Origin of the sequence: Nocardia sp. NPDC058666 (genome assembly GCF_042714895.1) — a bacterium.
In the GTDB taxonomy this organism is placed as follows: Bacteria; Actinomycetota; Actinomycetes; order Mycobacteriales; family Mycobacteriaceae; genus Nocardia.
Window position 1 is genome coordinate 144,283 of sequence record NZ_JBHXRY010000010.1, and the last position, 15,593, is coordinate 159,875.

The 15,593-nt window shown below is 67.9% G+C and carries 12 protein-coding genes; 8 read left to right on the forward strand and 4 right to left on the reverse strand.

Annotation, left to right across the window (positions count from 1 at the left end):
• Positions 1 to 98: 98 nt before the first annotated feature.
• A complete protein-coding gene (locus tag ACFWVD_RS21475; RefSeq protein WP_379245387.1) occupies positions 99 to 890 on the reverse strand; it encodes a TIGR03084 family metal-binding protein in 792 nt (263 codons plus the stop codon).
• A 115-nt stretch (positions 891 to 1,005) separates the two neighbouring features.
• A complete protein-coding gene (locus ACFWVD_RS21480) occupies positions 1,006 to 2,361 on the reverse strand; it encodes a hypothetical protein (RefSeq protein ID WP_379245389.1) in 1,356 nt (451 codons plus the stop codon).
• A 198-nt stretch (positions 2,362 to 2,559) separates the two neighbouring features.
• Here ACFWVD_RS21480 and ACFWVD_RS21485 point away from each other — a divergent pair, with 198 nt between their 5' ends.
• Positions 2,560 to 3,435 carry a 3-hydroxyacyl-CoA dehydrogenase family protein gene (locus ACFWVD_RS21485; protein ID WP_379245391.1) on the forward strand — a complete coding sequence of 292 codons (876 nt, stop codon included), beginning with the start codon at positions 2,560 to 2,562 and terminating at the stop codon, positions 3,433 to 3,435.
• Positions 3,436 to 3,439: 4 nt separating this feature from the next.
• Positions 3,440 to 4,336, forward strand: a complete 897-nt coding sequence (locus tag ACFWVD_RS21490) for a hypothetical protein (protein ID WP_379245393.1) — start codon at positions 3,440 to 3,442, stop codon at positions 4,334 to 4,336.
• A gap of 229 nt (positions 4,337 to 4,565) precedes the next feature.
• On the opposite strand, the gene ACFWVD_RS21495 is transcribed toward ACFWVD_RS21490, so the two are convergent.
• Positions 4,566 to 4,901 (reverse strand): hypothetical protein, encoded by a 336-nt coding sequence (locus tag ACFWVD_RS21495; protein ID WP_379245395.1) that lies wholly within the window; start codon positions 4,899 to 4,901, stop codon positions 4,566 to 4,568.
• A gap of 119 nt (positions 4,902 to 5,020) precedes the next feature.
• Between ACFWVD_RS21495 and ACFWVD_RS21500 the strand changes: the two genes are divergently transcribed.
• Together ACFWVD_RS21500 and ACFWVD_RS21505 are read left to right on the forward strand one after the other, a co-directional pair.
• Positions 5,021 to 7,894, forward strand: coding sequence for an ATP-binding protein (locus tag ACFWVD_RS21500; protein WP_379245397.1), 2,874 nt, complete (start codon positions 5,021 to 5,023; stop codon positions 7,892 to 7,894).
• Between the two features lie 47 nt (positions 7,895 to 7,941).
• Entirely contained in the window at positions 7,942 to 9,585 is a 1,644-nt protein-coding gene (locus ACFWVD_RS21505; RefSeq protein WP_379245399.1) for a serine/threonine-protein kinase, read from the forward strand.
• A 308-nt stretch (positions 9,586 to 9,893) separates the two neighbouring features.
• Here ACFWVD_RS21505 and ACFWVD_RS21510 read toward each other — a convergent pair whose 3' ends face one another.
• A complete protein-coding gene (locus ACFWVD_RS21510; RefSeq protein WP_379245401.1) occupies positions 9,894 to 10,511 on the reverse strand; it encodes a TetR/AcrR family transcriptional regulator in 618 nt (205 codons plus the stop codon).
• Between the two features lie 113 nt (positions 10,512 to 10,624).
• Between ACFWVD_RS21510 and ACFWVD_RS21515 the strand changes: the two genes are divergently transcribed.
• From ACFWVD_RS21515 to lon, 4 genes are all read left to right on the forward strand, one after another.
• Positions 10,625 to 11,374 carry a hypothetical protein gene (locus ACFWVD_RS21515; RefSeq protein ID WP_379245403.1) on the forward strand — a complete coding sequence of 250 codons (750 nt, stop codon included), beginning with the start codon at positions 10,625 to 10,627 and terminating at the stop codon, positions 11,372 to 11,374.
• A 26-nt stretch (positions 11,375 to 11,400) separates the two neighbouring features.
• Complete coding sequence (locus ACFWVD_RS21520) at positions 11,401 to 11,571, forward strand: DUF2613 domain-containing protein (protein WP_379245405.1); 171 nt, start codon at positions 11,401 to 11,403, stop codon at positions 11,569 to 11,571.
• Positions 11,568 to 12,638, forward strand: a complete 1,071-nt coding sequence (locus ACFWVD_RS21525; RefSeq protein ID WP_379245407.1) for a DUF3068 domain-containing protein — start codon at positions 11,568 to 11,570, stop codon at positions 12,636 to 12,638. Before ACFWVD_RS21520 ends, ACFWVD_RS21525 begins: the two co-directional genes overlap by 4 nt.
• 180 nt (positions 12,639 to 12,818) lie before the next feature.
• Positions 12,819 to 15,392: an endopeptidase La gene (lon, locus tag ACFWVD_RS21530; RefSeq protein ID WP_379245409.1), complete on the forward strand. Its 2,574-nt coding sequence runs from the start codon at positions 12,819 to 12,821 to the stop codon at positions 15,390 to 15,392.
• The last annotated feature ends 201 nt before the right edge of the window (positions 15,393 to 15,593 follow it).

A 15,593-nucleotide genomic window follows, 5' to 3' on the forward strand; every position in this document is an offset into this window, starting at 1 on the left:
CCTCGGACGCAACGGCGGCTAACTCGCGGCCGGGCCGCTACGGCCACTGCGTGGCCGCTGCTCCCTATGGGTCGCAGGTGGGGGCTGGGTTTGTGTGGTTAGGTGAATTGGCCTGCTGAGCGGCCCTGTCCTGGAGGGCCTGCGAAGGCTTGGGCTATGCCTAGCCAGTGGTTGGCGTCGGGGCCTTCGGTGGTCAGGGTGGTGTCGGCGCGGTGGCGGCGTTGGGTGGTGATCAGGCAGAAGTCCAGGGCTGGGCCTGTTACGCGTTGGGGGGCGTCTTCGGGGCCCCAGGTCCAGAGGGTGCCGTTGGGGGCGGTTAGTTCTACTCGGAATTCTTCGGTGGGGCCTGATTCGCCGTTGACCATGTAGGCGAAGTTTCTGGTGCGGACGCTGATGTGGGCGACGGTGCGCAGGCGGTCGGTGGGCACGCGGGTGACGCCGAGTGCGTCGGCGACGTCTTGGCCGTGGGCCCAGGTTTCCATGATGCGGGCCGAGATCATCGACGCGGCGCTCATCGGGGGGCCGAACCAGGGGAGTTTGGTGCCCGCGGGGACGGCGCCCAGTGCGGCGATGAGCTGTTCGCGGCCCGCGCGCCAGCGGTCCAGCAGTTCTGCGGGCGGGATCTGGGCCAGTTCCTCGGCGGCGTCGTCGACGGCGGTCAGGATGCGCGGGGCGGCCTCGGCCACGAGTGCGGCGAACTTGTCGGCGTCGGTCGCGGCGAGGATCGATACCTCATCGGTCCAGGTCAGGTGGGCGATCTGGGTGGCGATGTCCCAGCGCGGCGCGGGGGTGGGGGTCTGCCACTGCTCGGGCGTCAGTGGCGCGACCAGGGTTTCCAGGTCCGCGCATTCGGCGGCGAAGTCATCGAGCAGCGCTTCCAGGTCAGCCATGGTGTTCCCTTGCCGATCATGGCGCGACCCGGTTCGGGTGCGCCGACGTGACAAGGGTCGCAGTGCTCGAGAAAAAAAGCAACCGTGCTTGTTATTGTCGCTGACCGGGTGCGCGCTACCAGCCGAAGGTCAGCAGATGCAGCGCGCCGACACCGATCCCCAGCGCCCCACCGTGCAGATACAGCAACCATGCGTCCTGTTCGACCGACGCGTAGAACATCTCCATGAACTCACCGGGCGTGAGCGTGCGAAGTTTTCGTGCCGCGAAGTCGTCGATCTTCTTCGCCTGTTCCAGCACGAACTGCTCGTCCTCGATCATCGTGCGCGCCGAGATCACCCCGGCCCCGGCCCCCGAGACCGCCAGATTCTCGAACTGTCGCTTGCCCAGCGCCGCGCGCACCATGAACGCGGTCGCCCCGAGCTGGTTGTGGATCTCCTCGGACACCACCCGCTCGATGAGCTGCCGGGTCTTGTCCCCGTTCGGCCCCTCCAGCAGCTCGTTGGACAGGTTCTCCACGGTCAGCACCTGGTAGGCCAGGATGTGCGCCAGGTCGGTGGCGGCCTGCGGTTGCCGTTTGGCCAGCAGCGCCTGCCGCCACAGGTACTTGTAGCGCGGCTGCGGATCGCCGGGTTCGAACACCATCTTGATCGCGATCACGTTCACCGTCACGCCGATCATCGCCGACGCGAACAGCACGATCACCCAGGACGGAATCGCCCCGAAGTACGGGATCTTCGAGTGCACGTGCAGGTACAGCGCCAAGATCAGACCGAACGGCGCGCCCAGCAGACCGATCCGCGCCATGAACTTGAGCTCGGGCGCGGCGATGGTGGTGGTCAGGTCCTTGAGGATGGCCGGGTTCTTCTCCAGGTACCGGATCACGAAGTTCTTCACGTCCAGCAGCTGGTCGATATTGTCGCCCAGGGTCTCGAACGCGCGTCGGCACAGCGCGGGCAGTTGCCGGTCGATCCGCTGGTAGATGGCCTGTTTCACCGGCCGCGGCAGCGAACGCCACAGGTCGGGGTTCTCCCGGTACATGATCTCGTCGACGATGGGCTGCACCTGATCGCGCGCCCGTTCGGCGAGATAGTCGCCGATGCCGTCCAGGTCCAGTTCGTGGATGAAGTCGCGCGGGCTGCCGATTCGCAGCAGCGCGCTGTCCACGCAGATGCTGGCCATCTTCTCCGCGCGCGCCGGGATGAACCCCTGGAACCCCAGCATCCGCCCGTCACCGGAGAACGTGGGCAGCACCTGTACCCGCCGGGGCAGGTACGGGTACAGCACGTGCAGCATCGGCACCCGGAAGCCCTTGAAGTACAGCGGCCAGAACAGCATGAGCACGCCGGTCCAGTTGGTGAGCCAGCCGGCGATCGCGCTGAAGATCGGGAAACTGACCAGGTCGACGACGAATTTCGACTGGCCGGTCAGCTCTTCCCAGTTGACGAAAAGTCCGGAGGCCAGTGTGGTCATCGAGGAGCCCCCTAGTGCGAACGCGCGAAGAACGTGAAGTCGTGAGGATAAGGCAATCACATTTTCACCGGTCGTGACGGGGTGTCAACGCGAGGGGGTGTGTGGGACGGCCGAGTTGTCGGTCGTCAGCGCTAGGCTGGCAGGGCTTGTCAGATGCGTCACCGTGTTCTTCCCGTCGCCTGTACAGAGGGAGTCGTCGTGAGCAGTGTTCCGAGCAATTATCTCCAGCGTCCGGTCGCGGTCATCGGGGGCGGCACGCTGGGCAGACGGATCGCCCTGATGTTCGCCACCAGGGGTGGTGAGGTGCGCATCATCGATCCCAACGGCGAGATCGGCAACCAAGCGGTGTCGTTCGTCGAGAAGAACTTGCCGTCGGTGGCCGCCACGATCGAGGGCGGCACGCCGGGCACCGCCGAGTATGTGCCCGATCAGGCGATCGGCGTGAAGGGCGCGTGGCTGGTGGTCGAGGCCGTCCCGGAGATCCTGGAGTTGAAGAAGAAGGTCTTCGCCCAGCTCGACCGCGATACCGACCCCGACGCGATCGTCGCGTCGAACTCGTCGTCGTACGCCAGCCGGTTGTTCACCGAGGGTTTGAAGACCAACGACCGCATGCTCAACACCCACTTCTACATGCCGCCGCAGTCCACGGTGCTGGACGTGGCGTCCGACGGGCACACCTCGCAGGACGTGCTCGACTTCGTCTTGAAGACCTTCCCGCAGTACGGCCTGCACCCGTTCCTGGTCCGCAAGGAGTCCACCGGGTTCATCTTCAACCGCATCTGGGCGGCGGTGAAACGCGAGGCGCTCGAGGTGGTCTACGAGGGCGTGTCGGTGCCAGAGGACGTCGACGCGATGTTCGCGCTGAACTTCGGCACCAAGGCAGGCCCGTTCCGGATGATGGACCAGGTGGGTCTGGACGTGGTCCTGGACATCGAGGAGCACTATCACCAGGAGAACCCGAATCTGCCCGAAGGTCCCATCAAGCTGCTGAAGAAGTATGTCGACGCGGGCAAGCTCGGCGTGAAGACCGGCGAAGGTTTCTACAACGACTACCCCAAGCCGAAGAAGGGCTGACCCGATGACCGACATCGTGGCGTTGGACCTGCTCGGCCGTGCCATGCACGCCATCTCGCTGGACGGCAAGAACGTGCGAACCCTGGTCGACGGCCTGGATCGGATGCCGGACGGCGTGGTGGTCGACCAGTTACGCGGCCACATCTACTGGACCAACATGGGCACGCCCGACGCACCCCCGGCGCCCGGCGTGGAACCAGAGTTCTTCTCCCGCAACGGTTCCATCGAACGCGTCGACCTCGACGGCGGCAACCGCACCACGATCGTGCCGATCGGCGGCTTCACCACCGGCAAACAGCTGACCGCCGATTTCGAAGGCGGACGGCTGTATTGGTGCGACCGCGAGGGGATGCAGGTACTCACCTGCGACCTGCACGGCGACGACCTGCGCCCCCTGGTGATCACCGGCCAGGGCGACATCGACGCCCGCATCCCCCGCAACTGGTGCGTCGGCATCTGCCTCGACCTGGACCGCCGACTGCTCTACTGGACGCAGAAAGGCGAGGCCAAGGGCGGCGACGGTCGAATCTTCCGCGCCCCCCTTGACCTGCCCGCGGGCGACGATCCCGCCGCCCGCACCGACATCGAACTGCTCTGGGAGAACCTGCCTGAGCCGATCGACCTCGAACTGTATGGCGTCGGCGACCTGGTGTGGACCGACCGCGGCGCCGCTCCCAACGGAAATGCCCTGTACGAAGCGCAGATTCAGCCGAAGGTCGGCACTCCGCGAATTATTTCGAGCGGCTACCGGGAGGCGATCGGGGTCACCGGTTTCGACACCCGCTTCTACGTGAGCGACCTGGGCGGCACGATCCGACTGGTCGACGTAGGCACGGGCACCGACACCGACCTGGTCCGCATCGGCAGTCCCCTCACCGGGATCGCGCTGGCGGATCTGTAGCACCACGGTGGTGCTCGAGATGTCGTGCCGCGCGGTGACGCTCGGTACCAGCCGATGGGCGCCACACACCGCAGCGCCCATCGAGTCGAACCCAGTTACGGTGACCGGACCACTCGCTGACCTGCGACGATGGGACGCGTGGCGGTGGGAATCGCGGGCCGCAGGACAGCTTGGATCGCGATGCCCAAGCAGCGGCCGACCGGGAATCGAGAGCCGATCATGATCAGGTTCATGACGGCACCGCCTGGGCGTAGATGTCGGCGCGGTCGTGTCGGGTGACCACCGGGATGACCTCGGTGCGATCCGGCCCCGGCAGCAGCGCGGGGTCCTCGCCGGGCAGCAGTTCGGTGGCCAGGATCGCCGTGCGGACCGCGTCGAACGCCTCGGCGGTTTCGGCGAAACCGACCACCACGCCGGAGCCGTCGGGGCGGCGCAGTTCGTAGAAGTCGAGCAGGCCGGGCACGGTGGCCGCGGCGGGCATGATGCGGTGCGCGTGCGCGAAGTCCACGGCGGCGAGCTCGTCGGCGTTGCGTGGCTTGTCGAAGTAGAGCAGGTGTGCGTACATGATGTGGCTCCTGACCTGGGAGGAAGTGATAGGTCAAGCCTGGCGCGGATCGGCGGCGCGCGGATCAGTGCCGGTACGTATTCGCAGTACTGAACTCGCGCACGCGCGATACTGAGGCGGTGCGTAATCCGGTGGTCGGACGCCATTCCGAGCTCGCCCGCCTGCGCGCCGCGGTGGGGGCGGCGGCGTCGGGTGCGAGCCGATTCGTGCTGGTCAGCGGCGCCGCGGGGATCGGCAAGTCCTGGCTGGCCGAACAGGTGGCCACGTTGGCCGCGCAGGCGGGTGTGCGGGTGGTGCGCGGCAACGCACTCGACGACGCGGGGATGCCGCCGTTGTGGCCGTGGCGCCGCGCCGCCCGCGACCTGCCGGAACTGGCCGCGGCCCTGCACACCGTCACCGAGCCCGGTGGCGGTGCCGCCGCGCAACGCTTCCGCATGTTCACCGAGGTCGCCGACGTGCTCACCGCGGCCGCGGCCCCGTCGGGCCTGGTGCTGATCCTGGAGGACCTGCACTGGTCCGACCCCACGTCGCTGGCCCTGCTCACCCACGTCGCCGCCGAGACGCCGCGCACGAAACTGCTCCTGGTCGCCACCGCCCGCGACCCGATGGGCGAAACCCTGCTGGCCCACCAACCGGACTGGTTGCGCCTACCCCACTTCCAATCCCTACCCGTACCAGGCCTTTCCGCACCGGAGGTCCGCTGCTGGCTCGAACAAACCGACCACGCCCCCGACCTGGCGGCTCGCATCCACGAACGCACAGACGGCAACCCCCTCCTGGTCCGCCTGGTCATCGAATCAGGCCTACACGCGGGAGACGACCCCCTCCTCTCAACCCCCGGAATCCGCCGCCTGATCCTCACCCAACTAGACCGCCTGGACTCCACCGCCACCGAAGTCCTCAGCGCCGCAAGCGTTATCGGCGAACGAATCGACCCCGTCCTGCTCGAACAGGTGTATGTGTCGACGTCGGGAGATTCACCGAGGCCGCGCCTGGCGCAAGGGGACGCGTCGACGCCGGGAGTGGAACATGCGGACTTGTCGACGTCGCACCCGGAACAGGTTGTGGGCGTGGGGGATCGGGTAGCGCGAGCGCTCGATGCGGCGGTTGCGGCGGGGATTGTTCGTCGATTCCCCGACAGCACACTGGGTTTCACCCACGCGCTGGTACGCGACGCCGTCTACGCGGAACTGGCGCCATCGCAGCGAGCCGCCTACCACCGTGCGGCGGCGCAGGCCTTAGCCACGCGCGGCGGCCCGGATTCCGCCGTCGCGGGCGCGATCGCCACGCACTGGCGGCACGCGTCCGCCTGCGCCGACTCACCCCAGGCCCGCCACTGGTCTCGCCGCGCCGCAGTGGCAGCCCGCGCCAGCGCCTCCTATGCCGAGGCAATTCGCCTCGGACAGTGGGCAATCGACGCAGCGACCACCGCGACCAACAGTGAACGCGCCGAGTTGCTGATCGAACTGGCCCGCGACGAGTTCGCGGCGGGTCAGATCACCACCAGCCTCGACCACTGCGTCGAAGCGGGCGCCCTCGCCGAACAGGCCGACCGCCCCGACCTGCTCGCCGAGGCCGGCCTTGTGGTCCAGGGCGTCAACTCGCCGTCGATCATGGCCCATCTGGATATGTTGTGTGGCAAGGCATTACGCCTGCTGGACCCCATCGAGCACCCCGACCTGGTCGCCCGCATCCTCGCCCAACACGCGCTGGCGGCCGCCGAACGAGGCGCGTGCGTGCAGTCCAGAAAACTGTCCGAACAGGCCATGCGCGCCGCCGAACGCTCCACCGACCCCGACGTCATCCTCGACGTGATCCATGCCAGGCACCTGTCCTTGGCCGCCACGGACTTCCTCGAAGAGCGAATAGTGCTGGCGGCCAAGGCAATAGAGATCGCCGTCGACGCCGAACAACCGCTGGCCCAACTCTGGGGACACGTGTGGACAGCCGACGCGGCCCTGCAACGCGGCGACCTCCCCGGCTTCGACGCGGCCCTTGACCACATCGAACTGCTCGCCGACCGACGCCGCCTGCCCATCGCCCGCTGGCACCTACAGCGCCTGCGCGCCACCCGCGCCGCCCTGGTCGGCGACTTCGCCGCCGCCCTGACCTGCGACGACGCCGCCTACAACCTGGCCGTCAGCATCGGCGACTACTCCCTGGTCGGCCTACACCACGCCTTCCGCGGAATGCACGCGGTGATCGTGGGCCATATCGACCGCACCGAACTCGCCGCCGCCCTGGCCTCGCTGGAGTTCGTCCCCAAGATCACCATCGCCCAACTGTTCGCCCCGATGCTGCACGCTCTGGCAGGCGAACTGGACGAGGCCACCGTCCTGTTCGCACCGTTCCGCCACCTGCCCGACACGATGGAGATCGGCGCGCGCTGGTCGGGCACCGTGTACTCGGTGGGCGTGATCGCCGAACTGCTCGCCGACGCCGACACCGCCGACCGCGTCTACCGCGCCTTCGCCGGCCGCGAACACCACTACGCCGCCGACGGCACCGGCGCCCTGTACTGCGTCGGCTCCATCGCCCGCATCCGCGCCGACAACGCCCGCGTCGCAGGTCATTTCGACGCCGCCGTACCCCTCTATCAGCAGGGCCTGACCATGGACACCCAAATCGGTGCCCGCCCTTTCACAGCCCTGGGCCACCTAGGCCTAGCCCGCACCCACCTGGCCCGAGCCGACCTCCCCGCCGCCCACACCGCCGCAACAGCGGCCGCAACCGCCTTCCGTCACCTGAACATGCCCCACCGCCTCCGAGAAACCGACACCCTCCTCACCGAAATCACCAAAGCCACCCGCACCACCGACCCCCTCACCCCCCGCGAACGCGAAGTCCACGACCTCATCGCCACCGGCCTGACCAACCGCGAAATAGCCACCCACCTGACCCTGTCCGAACGCACAGTAGAAACCCACGTCCGCAACCTCCTCGCCAAACTCACCTACCCCAACCGAACAGCCATCCCCCGCCGCAAGAAATAGAGCTACAGTGACCGGGCAGTTGACCTGATCTGAAGGAACCGCTCGCGATGGAACCGCTCGGCCCGAACGATCCTCGACGGATCGGCGACTACCGGCTTCTCGGGGTCCTCGGCGCGGGCGGCATGGGCAAGGTCTATCTCGGTCGCAACTCCGGCGGACGCACCGTCGCCGTGAAGGTGATCCGCCCCGACCTCATCGACGCCGAATTCCGTGCGAGGTTCCGTCGCGAGGTCACCGCCGCCCAACGCGTCGGCGGCAATTTCACCGCCCCGGTTCTAGACGCCGATGTCGACGCCGAATCCCCTTGGCTGGCAACCGGTTACGTAGCAGGCATCTCGTTGACCGACGCGATCACCCAGTTCGGCCCCCTCCCCGAACCAGCCCTGCTCGCCTTGGCCCACGGCCTCGCCGAAGCCCTGGTCGCCGTCCACGCGGCAGGCATCGTGCACCGCGATCTGAAACCGTCGAACGTGATGCTGGCGATCGACGGCCCCAAGGTGATCGATTTCGGCATTGCCCGCGTGCTCGAGGACGCCGCGCTCACCACGACCGGAAAGTTTCTCGGCTCACCAGGTTTCATGTGTCCCGAGCAGGTCGGCGGCGAAACCCTCACTCCCGCAGCCGATGTCTTCGCACTGGGCGGCGTCCTCACTTTCGCGGCCGCGGGTCACGGACCTTTCGGTAGCGCCGAAGTCATGCAACTGCTGTGGCGCATCGTCTACGAACAGCCCCGCCTCGAGGCCGTCCCGCCGAGCCTGCGCCCCCTCGTCGCCTCCTGCTTGTCCAAAGACCCAACCTCCAGACCCACTCCGCAGCAAGTACTTTCGGAGCTCGCGAGGATCGGCGCACCCGAACGCACGGGTTGGCTGCCACCACAAGTCTTCGAGTCCATCAGCACCAACGCGATCCGCCTACTCGACCTCGACTCCGGCCCCGCCGACGCGTTGCCGCCCCCGTCGGGCGCACCGACCGTCACCTCGGCACCGAACTGGCCCACTGCCAGCGGTTCGACGCCCCCTCTATACAGCCACCCCACCGCCGGTACAGACCGCGCATCGCGAGAAGCCGTCACTCATATGGGCCACGGATCACCCACCCCCAGTGGGGAATTCACGCAGCAACGCTTTGTGCCCCCGCACAATCACCCCGCACCCCGAAAACACCACACCCGCAACCTGTTGATCGCCGCATCGGCAACAGTCGCCTTGGCCGTGGCAGGCGGCGCCTACCTGATCGGCACCCAACTCAACACCGCAGGCGGCGCCGCAAGTTCCACCCAGACAGCCTTCCCGTCCACAGCCCCATCGCCCACCGCCTCAACGGGCACGAGCCCCACCCCATCGAGCACAACCACCGTCCCCACCGCCTTCCTCGGCACCTGGAAAGGCCGAGCCGCCGACGGCCCCGTCCGCTTCGACATCGAACTCACCATCTCCGAGGGCTCGGTAGGCCAGGAACTGGCCACCTCCGCCAACACCGGCACCTTCGCGGGCGAACGCTGCGCCCGAGCGGAAACCCTCACCGCCGCCACCCCCACCACTCTGACCTTCCGCGCCAGGCTGACGTCGGCGGGCAGCTGCCAAGACGAGGGCGCCACCTCGACGGTCACCCTGCAGTCCGACGGCACCGTGGCCTACAGCACCCCCGGCGTCTTCGGCGGCACCATCGCCGGTTCCCTGCGAAGGGTCTGACCGTGAACGCTGAAACAGGTTGCTATCCGATAGCCCGACCGAGCACCCGAAAGGGCCCACCCGGTCATTTGTCCAGATTCAGTCACCGCCGCCGAGCCGCGAATGGCATAGTGCGTGCGACGGGCTGTCACCGCATTACCCCAGGTGGTACCCGTCTCAGTAATTCTGGCATTGCGATCTGGGTCACTAATATGTCAAACTCTCGCCCACACTGTGAAGCCGGTCGGTCTCACAATGTCTGGAAAGGGAGTTCGGTGAGCAGGAGGCACGCGTTCATAGTTGCCGCCTTCTCGTGCGCTGCCCCACCGTCAGTCGAAAGTGACCAGCGCCAGCGCCGCGCCGGTGAGCAGATCGACCAGCTCGTCGACCGGCGGGCGCGACTCGCGCAGCAACCACTCGTGCGCCACGCCCGTGACCGCCCCGGTGATCAGCGCCGTGGTCAGCTCGGCATCGCCGCGCAACCGCACGCCGACCCCGCGCAGCGCCCCCTCGATCAGCGCCGACCAGGCGTGCCTGCGGGCGCGTCGATGGTCTTCCATCCGATCGCTGACCCCGACCACCTCGATCAGCGCCACCTGCGCGCGAAACGGGTCGGAGCCCAGCGACTCGAGGTACGCCCCGAATCCGGCCCGCAGCGCCAGTTGCGGATCGGCCGAACCGAGCGCGACCAGCGCGGTACCCACCGCGGTGGCCGCGTCGTCCTGGATCCGGTCGTAGGCCGCCAGCAGCACGTCCTCGCGGGTTTCGAACTCCTCGTAGAACTGCCGCTTGGACAGTCCGGCCGCCGCGCACACCTCGGCGAGCGAGCACGTGGCGTACCCGCGTTCGGCGAAAATTCGCGTCGCTGCTTCCAGGAATCGCAGTCGGCGTTCGGCTTTGCGCGCGACGACCGTACGACCCCCATACCGTCTGTCCGCTGTAGTCACCTCTCCAAAGTATCTGAAACCCGGGATAACACTGACCTTTCCGGGTTGCTTCATCTATCCACCGAACGAAGGACGGCCGACCAGTGCTGACCACCCGAGCATCGCGGACCGCAATGTCTGCCCTCGTACTAGCGGCGGGTGCGGCACTCGTGGCGCCCGCGCCCACCATGGCTGCCCCGCGGCCTGCCGTGTCACAGCCCAGCGTTCCCGCCATCGCCGAGAACGTCCCCTCCGGGACTCTCGCGGCGCTGGCACCGACGATCGTAGGCGCGATTTCCGCGCCGAGCCCCATCGCCGACGGCGCACAGGCGGGCATCCTCGCTCAAGCGCGCGTGCTGCTGGCAACCCCGGGCATCCCCGCACAGGTCAAGGCCACCTTGGAGAAGGTCATCACCTTCCTCGACGGCAGCGGCGGCGGCGGTCCCGAACTGCCGCCCTCGGACGGCCCGCGCATCGCGCAGTTCCTCTACCCGACCATCGGCAAGGGCTGCATCGGCCCGACGTCGGACTCTGTGGGCACCGCCCTCGCCGTGCCCGGCCCGGCCGTGCTGCCCCCGCCCGGACCGGCCGCGGGCCAGACCGGTTTCGTGTTCACCGCCCTTGGCACCAAAACCGCCACCCTGGTGCAGAATCCGCCGATGACGGTGCAGTGGGTCAACCTCGACAACCGCCGCACCGGCTCCCAGCCGCTCACCACCGCCGCGGGCATCAACCCCGACGGCCCGGCCACCCTGTCCGCGATCGCCGATACCGGCGCGGGCCGGGTCGCGGCCGTGATCACCGGCTCGCTCACCACGGCCACCGCCGACGGTGACCGTACCTGCTCGTTCGCCCCGACCCTCGGGTTCTTCACCGTCGCTTGAGTCTTCACGCAATTGGAGTTCGATCTATGAAGTTTGCCGTTCCCGGCCTGGTCAGCGGGCTGGCCGGCGCGGTTCTCGGGGTGATCGCCGTTTTCGGCATCACCGCGGCCGCGCAACAGAATTCGATCCCCGCGCCCGAGGAGTCCGGTGACCCCGGCTCGTCGCTGCTGGGCAACGTGCAGTACGGCTCGCGATGAGCAACGTGCGCAGGCTCATCGCCTGCATCCTCGTCGGCCTCGGCGCGCTGCTGCTCGCGGCCGCTGTCATGATCCCCACCTACACGGTCGGCAAGGTCGCCAAGACCCCGCTCGACCTGCGCATCACCACGGTCGCCAAGAGCGTGCCCGGCGAGGAAAGCCTGGTGCTGGACTCGAAGTCGCTCACCTCGCCGGAGGGTTCGGCCAAGGTCGACACCAACGTGCCGGTTGTGTCGCAGCGCTTCCTGACCGTCGAGGAGCCGTCGGGTTCCGACGAGATGACGGTGCAGGCCGGTCAGACCCTGCGTCGTGACGACCGCACCGGCGACACCGGGCTGCTCACCGCCTCGGTGGACCGCGTCACCCTCGACCGCGTCACCGGCCAGCCGATCGACGCCTCGCCCAACGGTTCCATCGCGGTCACCGTCGACAAGTCGGGCGCCTCGGTGGCCGACGAGTCGCAGCGTCGCGGCCTGCAGTACCGGTTCCCGATCGGCACCGAGAAGAAGTCGTACCCGTACTTCGACCTCAACGCCCGCGCCACCCACGACATCGACTTCATCGAGGAGTCGGAGATCAACGGTGTGCCGGTCTACCACTTCCGGCAGACCATCCCGGTGACCAACATGTGGGACGTCGTGGCCGCGCCCACCAACAAGCTCGCGCTGCCCGCCGCCAAGTGGGGCCTCGAGGGCACCGACCCGGTCACCATGACCCGCTTCTACACCAACACCCGTGACCTGTGGGTCGAGCCGCGCACCGGTGCGGTCCTCAAGGGCGGCGAGAAGATCCACCTGTACTACGGCCGCAGCGCCAACCAGGTCGACGTCACCGCGCTGAAGTCGCACATCGTGTTCGACGAAGCCACCATCGACGCCCAGATGGCCGTCACCCAGGAAAGCCTGGACAAGCTGGACCTGTTCGGCAAGACCCTGCCGATCGTCCTGGGCATCCTCGGCGTGCTGTTGCTCATCGCGGGCGCCGTCCTGGGCTTCCTGAGCTCGGGCACCCCCGCCCGCAGCACGATCGACCCCCCGACCGAGCGGATCCGTCCCTCGAACCTGTAAGACCCGGCCACCTGGCCCTCAACCCAGGCGGCCACCCACCTCGGCCTCCTCGCGTTCACCGCGGGGAGGCCGAGGTGTTTTCCGGCCCCGGTTTCGCCCTGAGTGAACCCGCGCACCTGCAGGAACAAAGTCACGGTGACCCATGTTGAGTCAGCAAAGCTCAACTTTGGAAGGGTCGATATGTCTTCAGCTCAGAACCTGCCGGTGCTGTTCCTGACCGATCCGATCGTGCTTCCGGGCATGGTCGTGCCCATCGAACTGGACGAGTCCGCGCAGGCCGCGATCGACGCCGCTGTGGCGGGTAAAACAGGCGCCGTATTGGTCGCGCCGCGGTTGGTGCAGGGGTACGCGTCGTACGGCGTGGTCGCCACCATCGAGCAGGTGGGGCGGATGCGCGGCGGAGCGCCGGCGGCGGTGTTGAAGGCCGAGCGGCGCGCGCGGATCGGGCACGGGGTGACCGGGCCGGGTGCGGCGCTGTGGGTGGAAGCCGAACCGGTCGACGCCGTGGAACCCGATCAGGCGACCCTCGACCTGGCCGCGGAGTACAAGAAGCTGGTCGTGGCGGTGCTGCAGCGGCGTGAGGCCTGGCAGATCATCGACGTGGTCAACCAACTCGACGACGTGGAAGCCATCGCCGACACCGCCGGCTACGCGCCGTACCTGTCCGCCGACCAGAAGCGTGAGCTGCTGGAGACCCCCGACGTGGTGCACCGGCTGACCCGGCAGCTCGAGTGGATCAAAGACCACATCGCCGAGGTCGAGGTCACCGACAAGATCTCCGAAGACGTCCGCGACGGCATGGAGAAGTCGCAGCGCGAGTTCCTGCTGCGCCAGCAACTCAACGCCATCCGCAAGGAACTGGGCGAAGACGAACCCGACGGCGCCGACGACTACCGCACCCGCGTGGAGAACGCCGACCTGCCCGACAGCGTGCGCGCCGAGGCGTTGCGCGAGGTCGGCCGGTTGGAACGCTCCAGCGACCAGAGCCCGGAAACCGGCTGGATCCGCACCTGGCTCGACACGGTCCTGGACCTGCCGTGGATGGTGAAAACTGAAGACAGCACCGATGTTTCGGCCGCCCGCGCGGTCCTCGACGCCGACCACCACGGCCTCGGCGAGGTGAAGGACCGCATGGTCGAATACCTGGCCGTGCGTTCACGTCGGGCCGCGCGCGGTCTCGAGGTGGTCGGCGGACGTGGTTCGGGCGCGGTGTTGGTGCTGGTCGGCCCGCCCGGAGTCGGCAAGACATCGCTGGGCGAATCCGTCGCAAAAGCCCTGGGCCGCAAGTTCGTTCGCGTGGCTCTGGGCGGCGTGCGCGACGAAGCCGAGATCCGTGGCCACCGTCGCACCTACGTCGGCGCGCTGCCCGGCCGGATCGTGCGCGCGGTGAAGGAAGCGGGTTCGATGAATCCCGTTGTCCTGCTGGACGAAATCGACAAGGTCGGCTCCGACTTCCGTGGCGACCCCGCCGCCGCCCTGCTCGAGGTCCTGGACCCCGCCCAGAACCACACCTTCCGCGACCACTACCTCGACCTGGACCTCGACCTGTCCAACGTCCTGTTCATCGCCACCGCCAACGTCATGGACACCATCCCCGGCCCCCTGCTGGACCGCATGGAGATCATCACCGTCGACGGCTACACCGAAGCCGACAAGGTAGCCATCGCCCGCGACTTCCTGATCCCCCGCCAACTGGAACGCAATGCCCTGACCTCCGAAGAGGTTTCGATCACCGACGCGGCACTGCGCGAGATCGCGGCCAACTACACCCGCGAGGCCGGGGTGCGTCAGATGGAGCGCCTGGTCGCAAAAGCCTTGCGCAAGGCGGCAACTCGTCTGGTGACGGCCACCGTCGAGGGCACCGGGTCAGGGAACGACGCCACGCTCGGCGAGAAGGCCGGTCTCGGCGACAACACCGGGCTGGGCAACGGCGCCGCAGGTCATGCGGACTCGGCGCTCGACAAGAGTGCCCCGCTCGTCGACAAGGGTTCGCTCGGCGAGGGCGCGGTGCTGGGTTACGACCCGGAACTCGGGTACGACAACGTCATCGACATCGCGGCCGGTCCACAGCCGGTCGGCCAGGCGACAAGTCTGACCGTCGACATCGACAACCTCACCGACTACCTCGGCCGCCCCCGCTTCACCCCGGACTCGATGGAGCGCACCTCCGTCCCCGGCGTAGCAACGGGCCTCGCGGTGACCGGTGCGGGCGGCGACGTCCTGTACATCGAGGCCAACGGCGCCGAAGGCGAACGCTCCCTCACCCTGACCGGCCAACTCGGCGACGTCATGAAGGAATCCGCCCAGATCGCCCTGACCTACGTCCGCTCCCACCTCGAGGAGATCGGCATCGAACCCAAGGTCCTGGACCGCAACCTGCACATTCACTTCCCCGCGGGAGCCGTCCCCAAGGACGGCCCGTCGGCAGGCGTCACCATGGTCACGGCCCTGGTCTCGCTGGCCCTCGGCCGCCCGGTCCGCGGCGACGTCGGCATGACCGGCGAGGTCACCCTCAACGGCAGTGTCCTCCCGATCGGCGGCGTGAAGCAGAAACTCCTAGCCGCCCAACGAGCAGGCCTGAAGACCGTCTTCATCCCGGCCCGCAACGAACCGGACCTCGACGAAGTCCCGGCAGAAGTCCTGGCCGCCCTGAACGTCCGCCCCGTAGCCGACGTGGCTGACATCCTGGCCTACGCCATCGAACCCATCGCCGAACCCGCCGCCGACGGCAAGACCTTCGCCGTCAGCGCCTGACCGACAGCCGACGGCAAGACCTCGCCGTCAGCGCCTGACCGAACCGGCAACGGGCCGCGCACAGCCACCTGTGCGCGGCCCGTTCTCGTCCGCGGCCCCAACGAACCGGCATAATCACGTACTTCGCGTCTCCCCAGTCAGATATCTGATCGAAACGAGCCGAAGTGCGTGATTACGCCGGTCTCATCAGGGCTTCCCGGC

What these genes read in the sequence shown, in the direction of transcription:
- ACFWVD_RS21475 (WP_379245387.1), bottom strand. Translation starts at nt 890, where the DNA reads ATGGCTGACCTGGAAGCGCTGCTCGATGACTTCGCCGCCGAATGCGCG.
- ACFWVD_RS21480 (WP_379245389.1), bottom strand. Translation starts at nt 2,361, where the DNA reads ATGACCACACTGGCCTCCGGACTTTTCGTCAACTGGGAAGAGCTGACC.
- ACFWVD_RS21490 (WP_379245393.1), top strand. Translation starts at nt 3,440, where the DNA reads ATGACCGACATCGTGGCGTTGGACCTGCTCGGCCGTGCCATGCACGCC.
- ACFWVD_RS21495 (WP_379245395.1), bottom strand. Translation starts at nt 4,901, where the DNA reads ATGTACGCACACCTGCTCTACTTCGACAAGCCACGCAACGCCGACGAG.
- ACFWVD_RS21505 (WP_379245399.1), top strand. Translation starts at nt 7,942, where the DNA reads ATGGAACCGCTCGGCCCGAACGATCCTCGACGGATCGGCGACTACCGG.
- ACFWVD_RS21515 (WP_379245403.1), top strand. Translation starts at nt 10,625, where the DNA reads ATGTCTGCCCTCGTACTAGCGGCGGGTGCGGCACTCGTGGCGCCCGCG.
- ACFWVD_RS21520 (WP_379245405.1), top strand. Translation starts at nt 11,401, where the DNA reads ATGAAGTTTGCCGTTCCCGGCCTGGTCAGCGGGCTGGCCGGCGCGGTT.
- ACFWVD_RS21525 (WP_379245407.1), top strand. Translation starts at nt 11,568, where the DNA reads ATGAGCAACGTGCGCAGGCTCATCGCCTGCATCCTCGTCGGCCTCGGC.
- lon (WP_379245409.1), top strand. Translation starts at nt 12,819, where the DNA reads ATGTCTTCAGCTCAGAACCTGCCGGTGCTGTTCCTGACCGATCCGATC.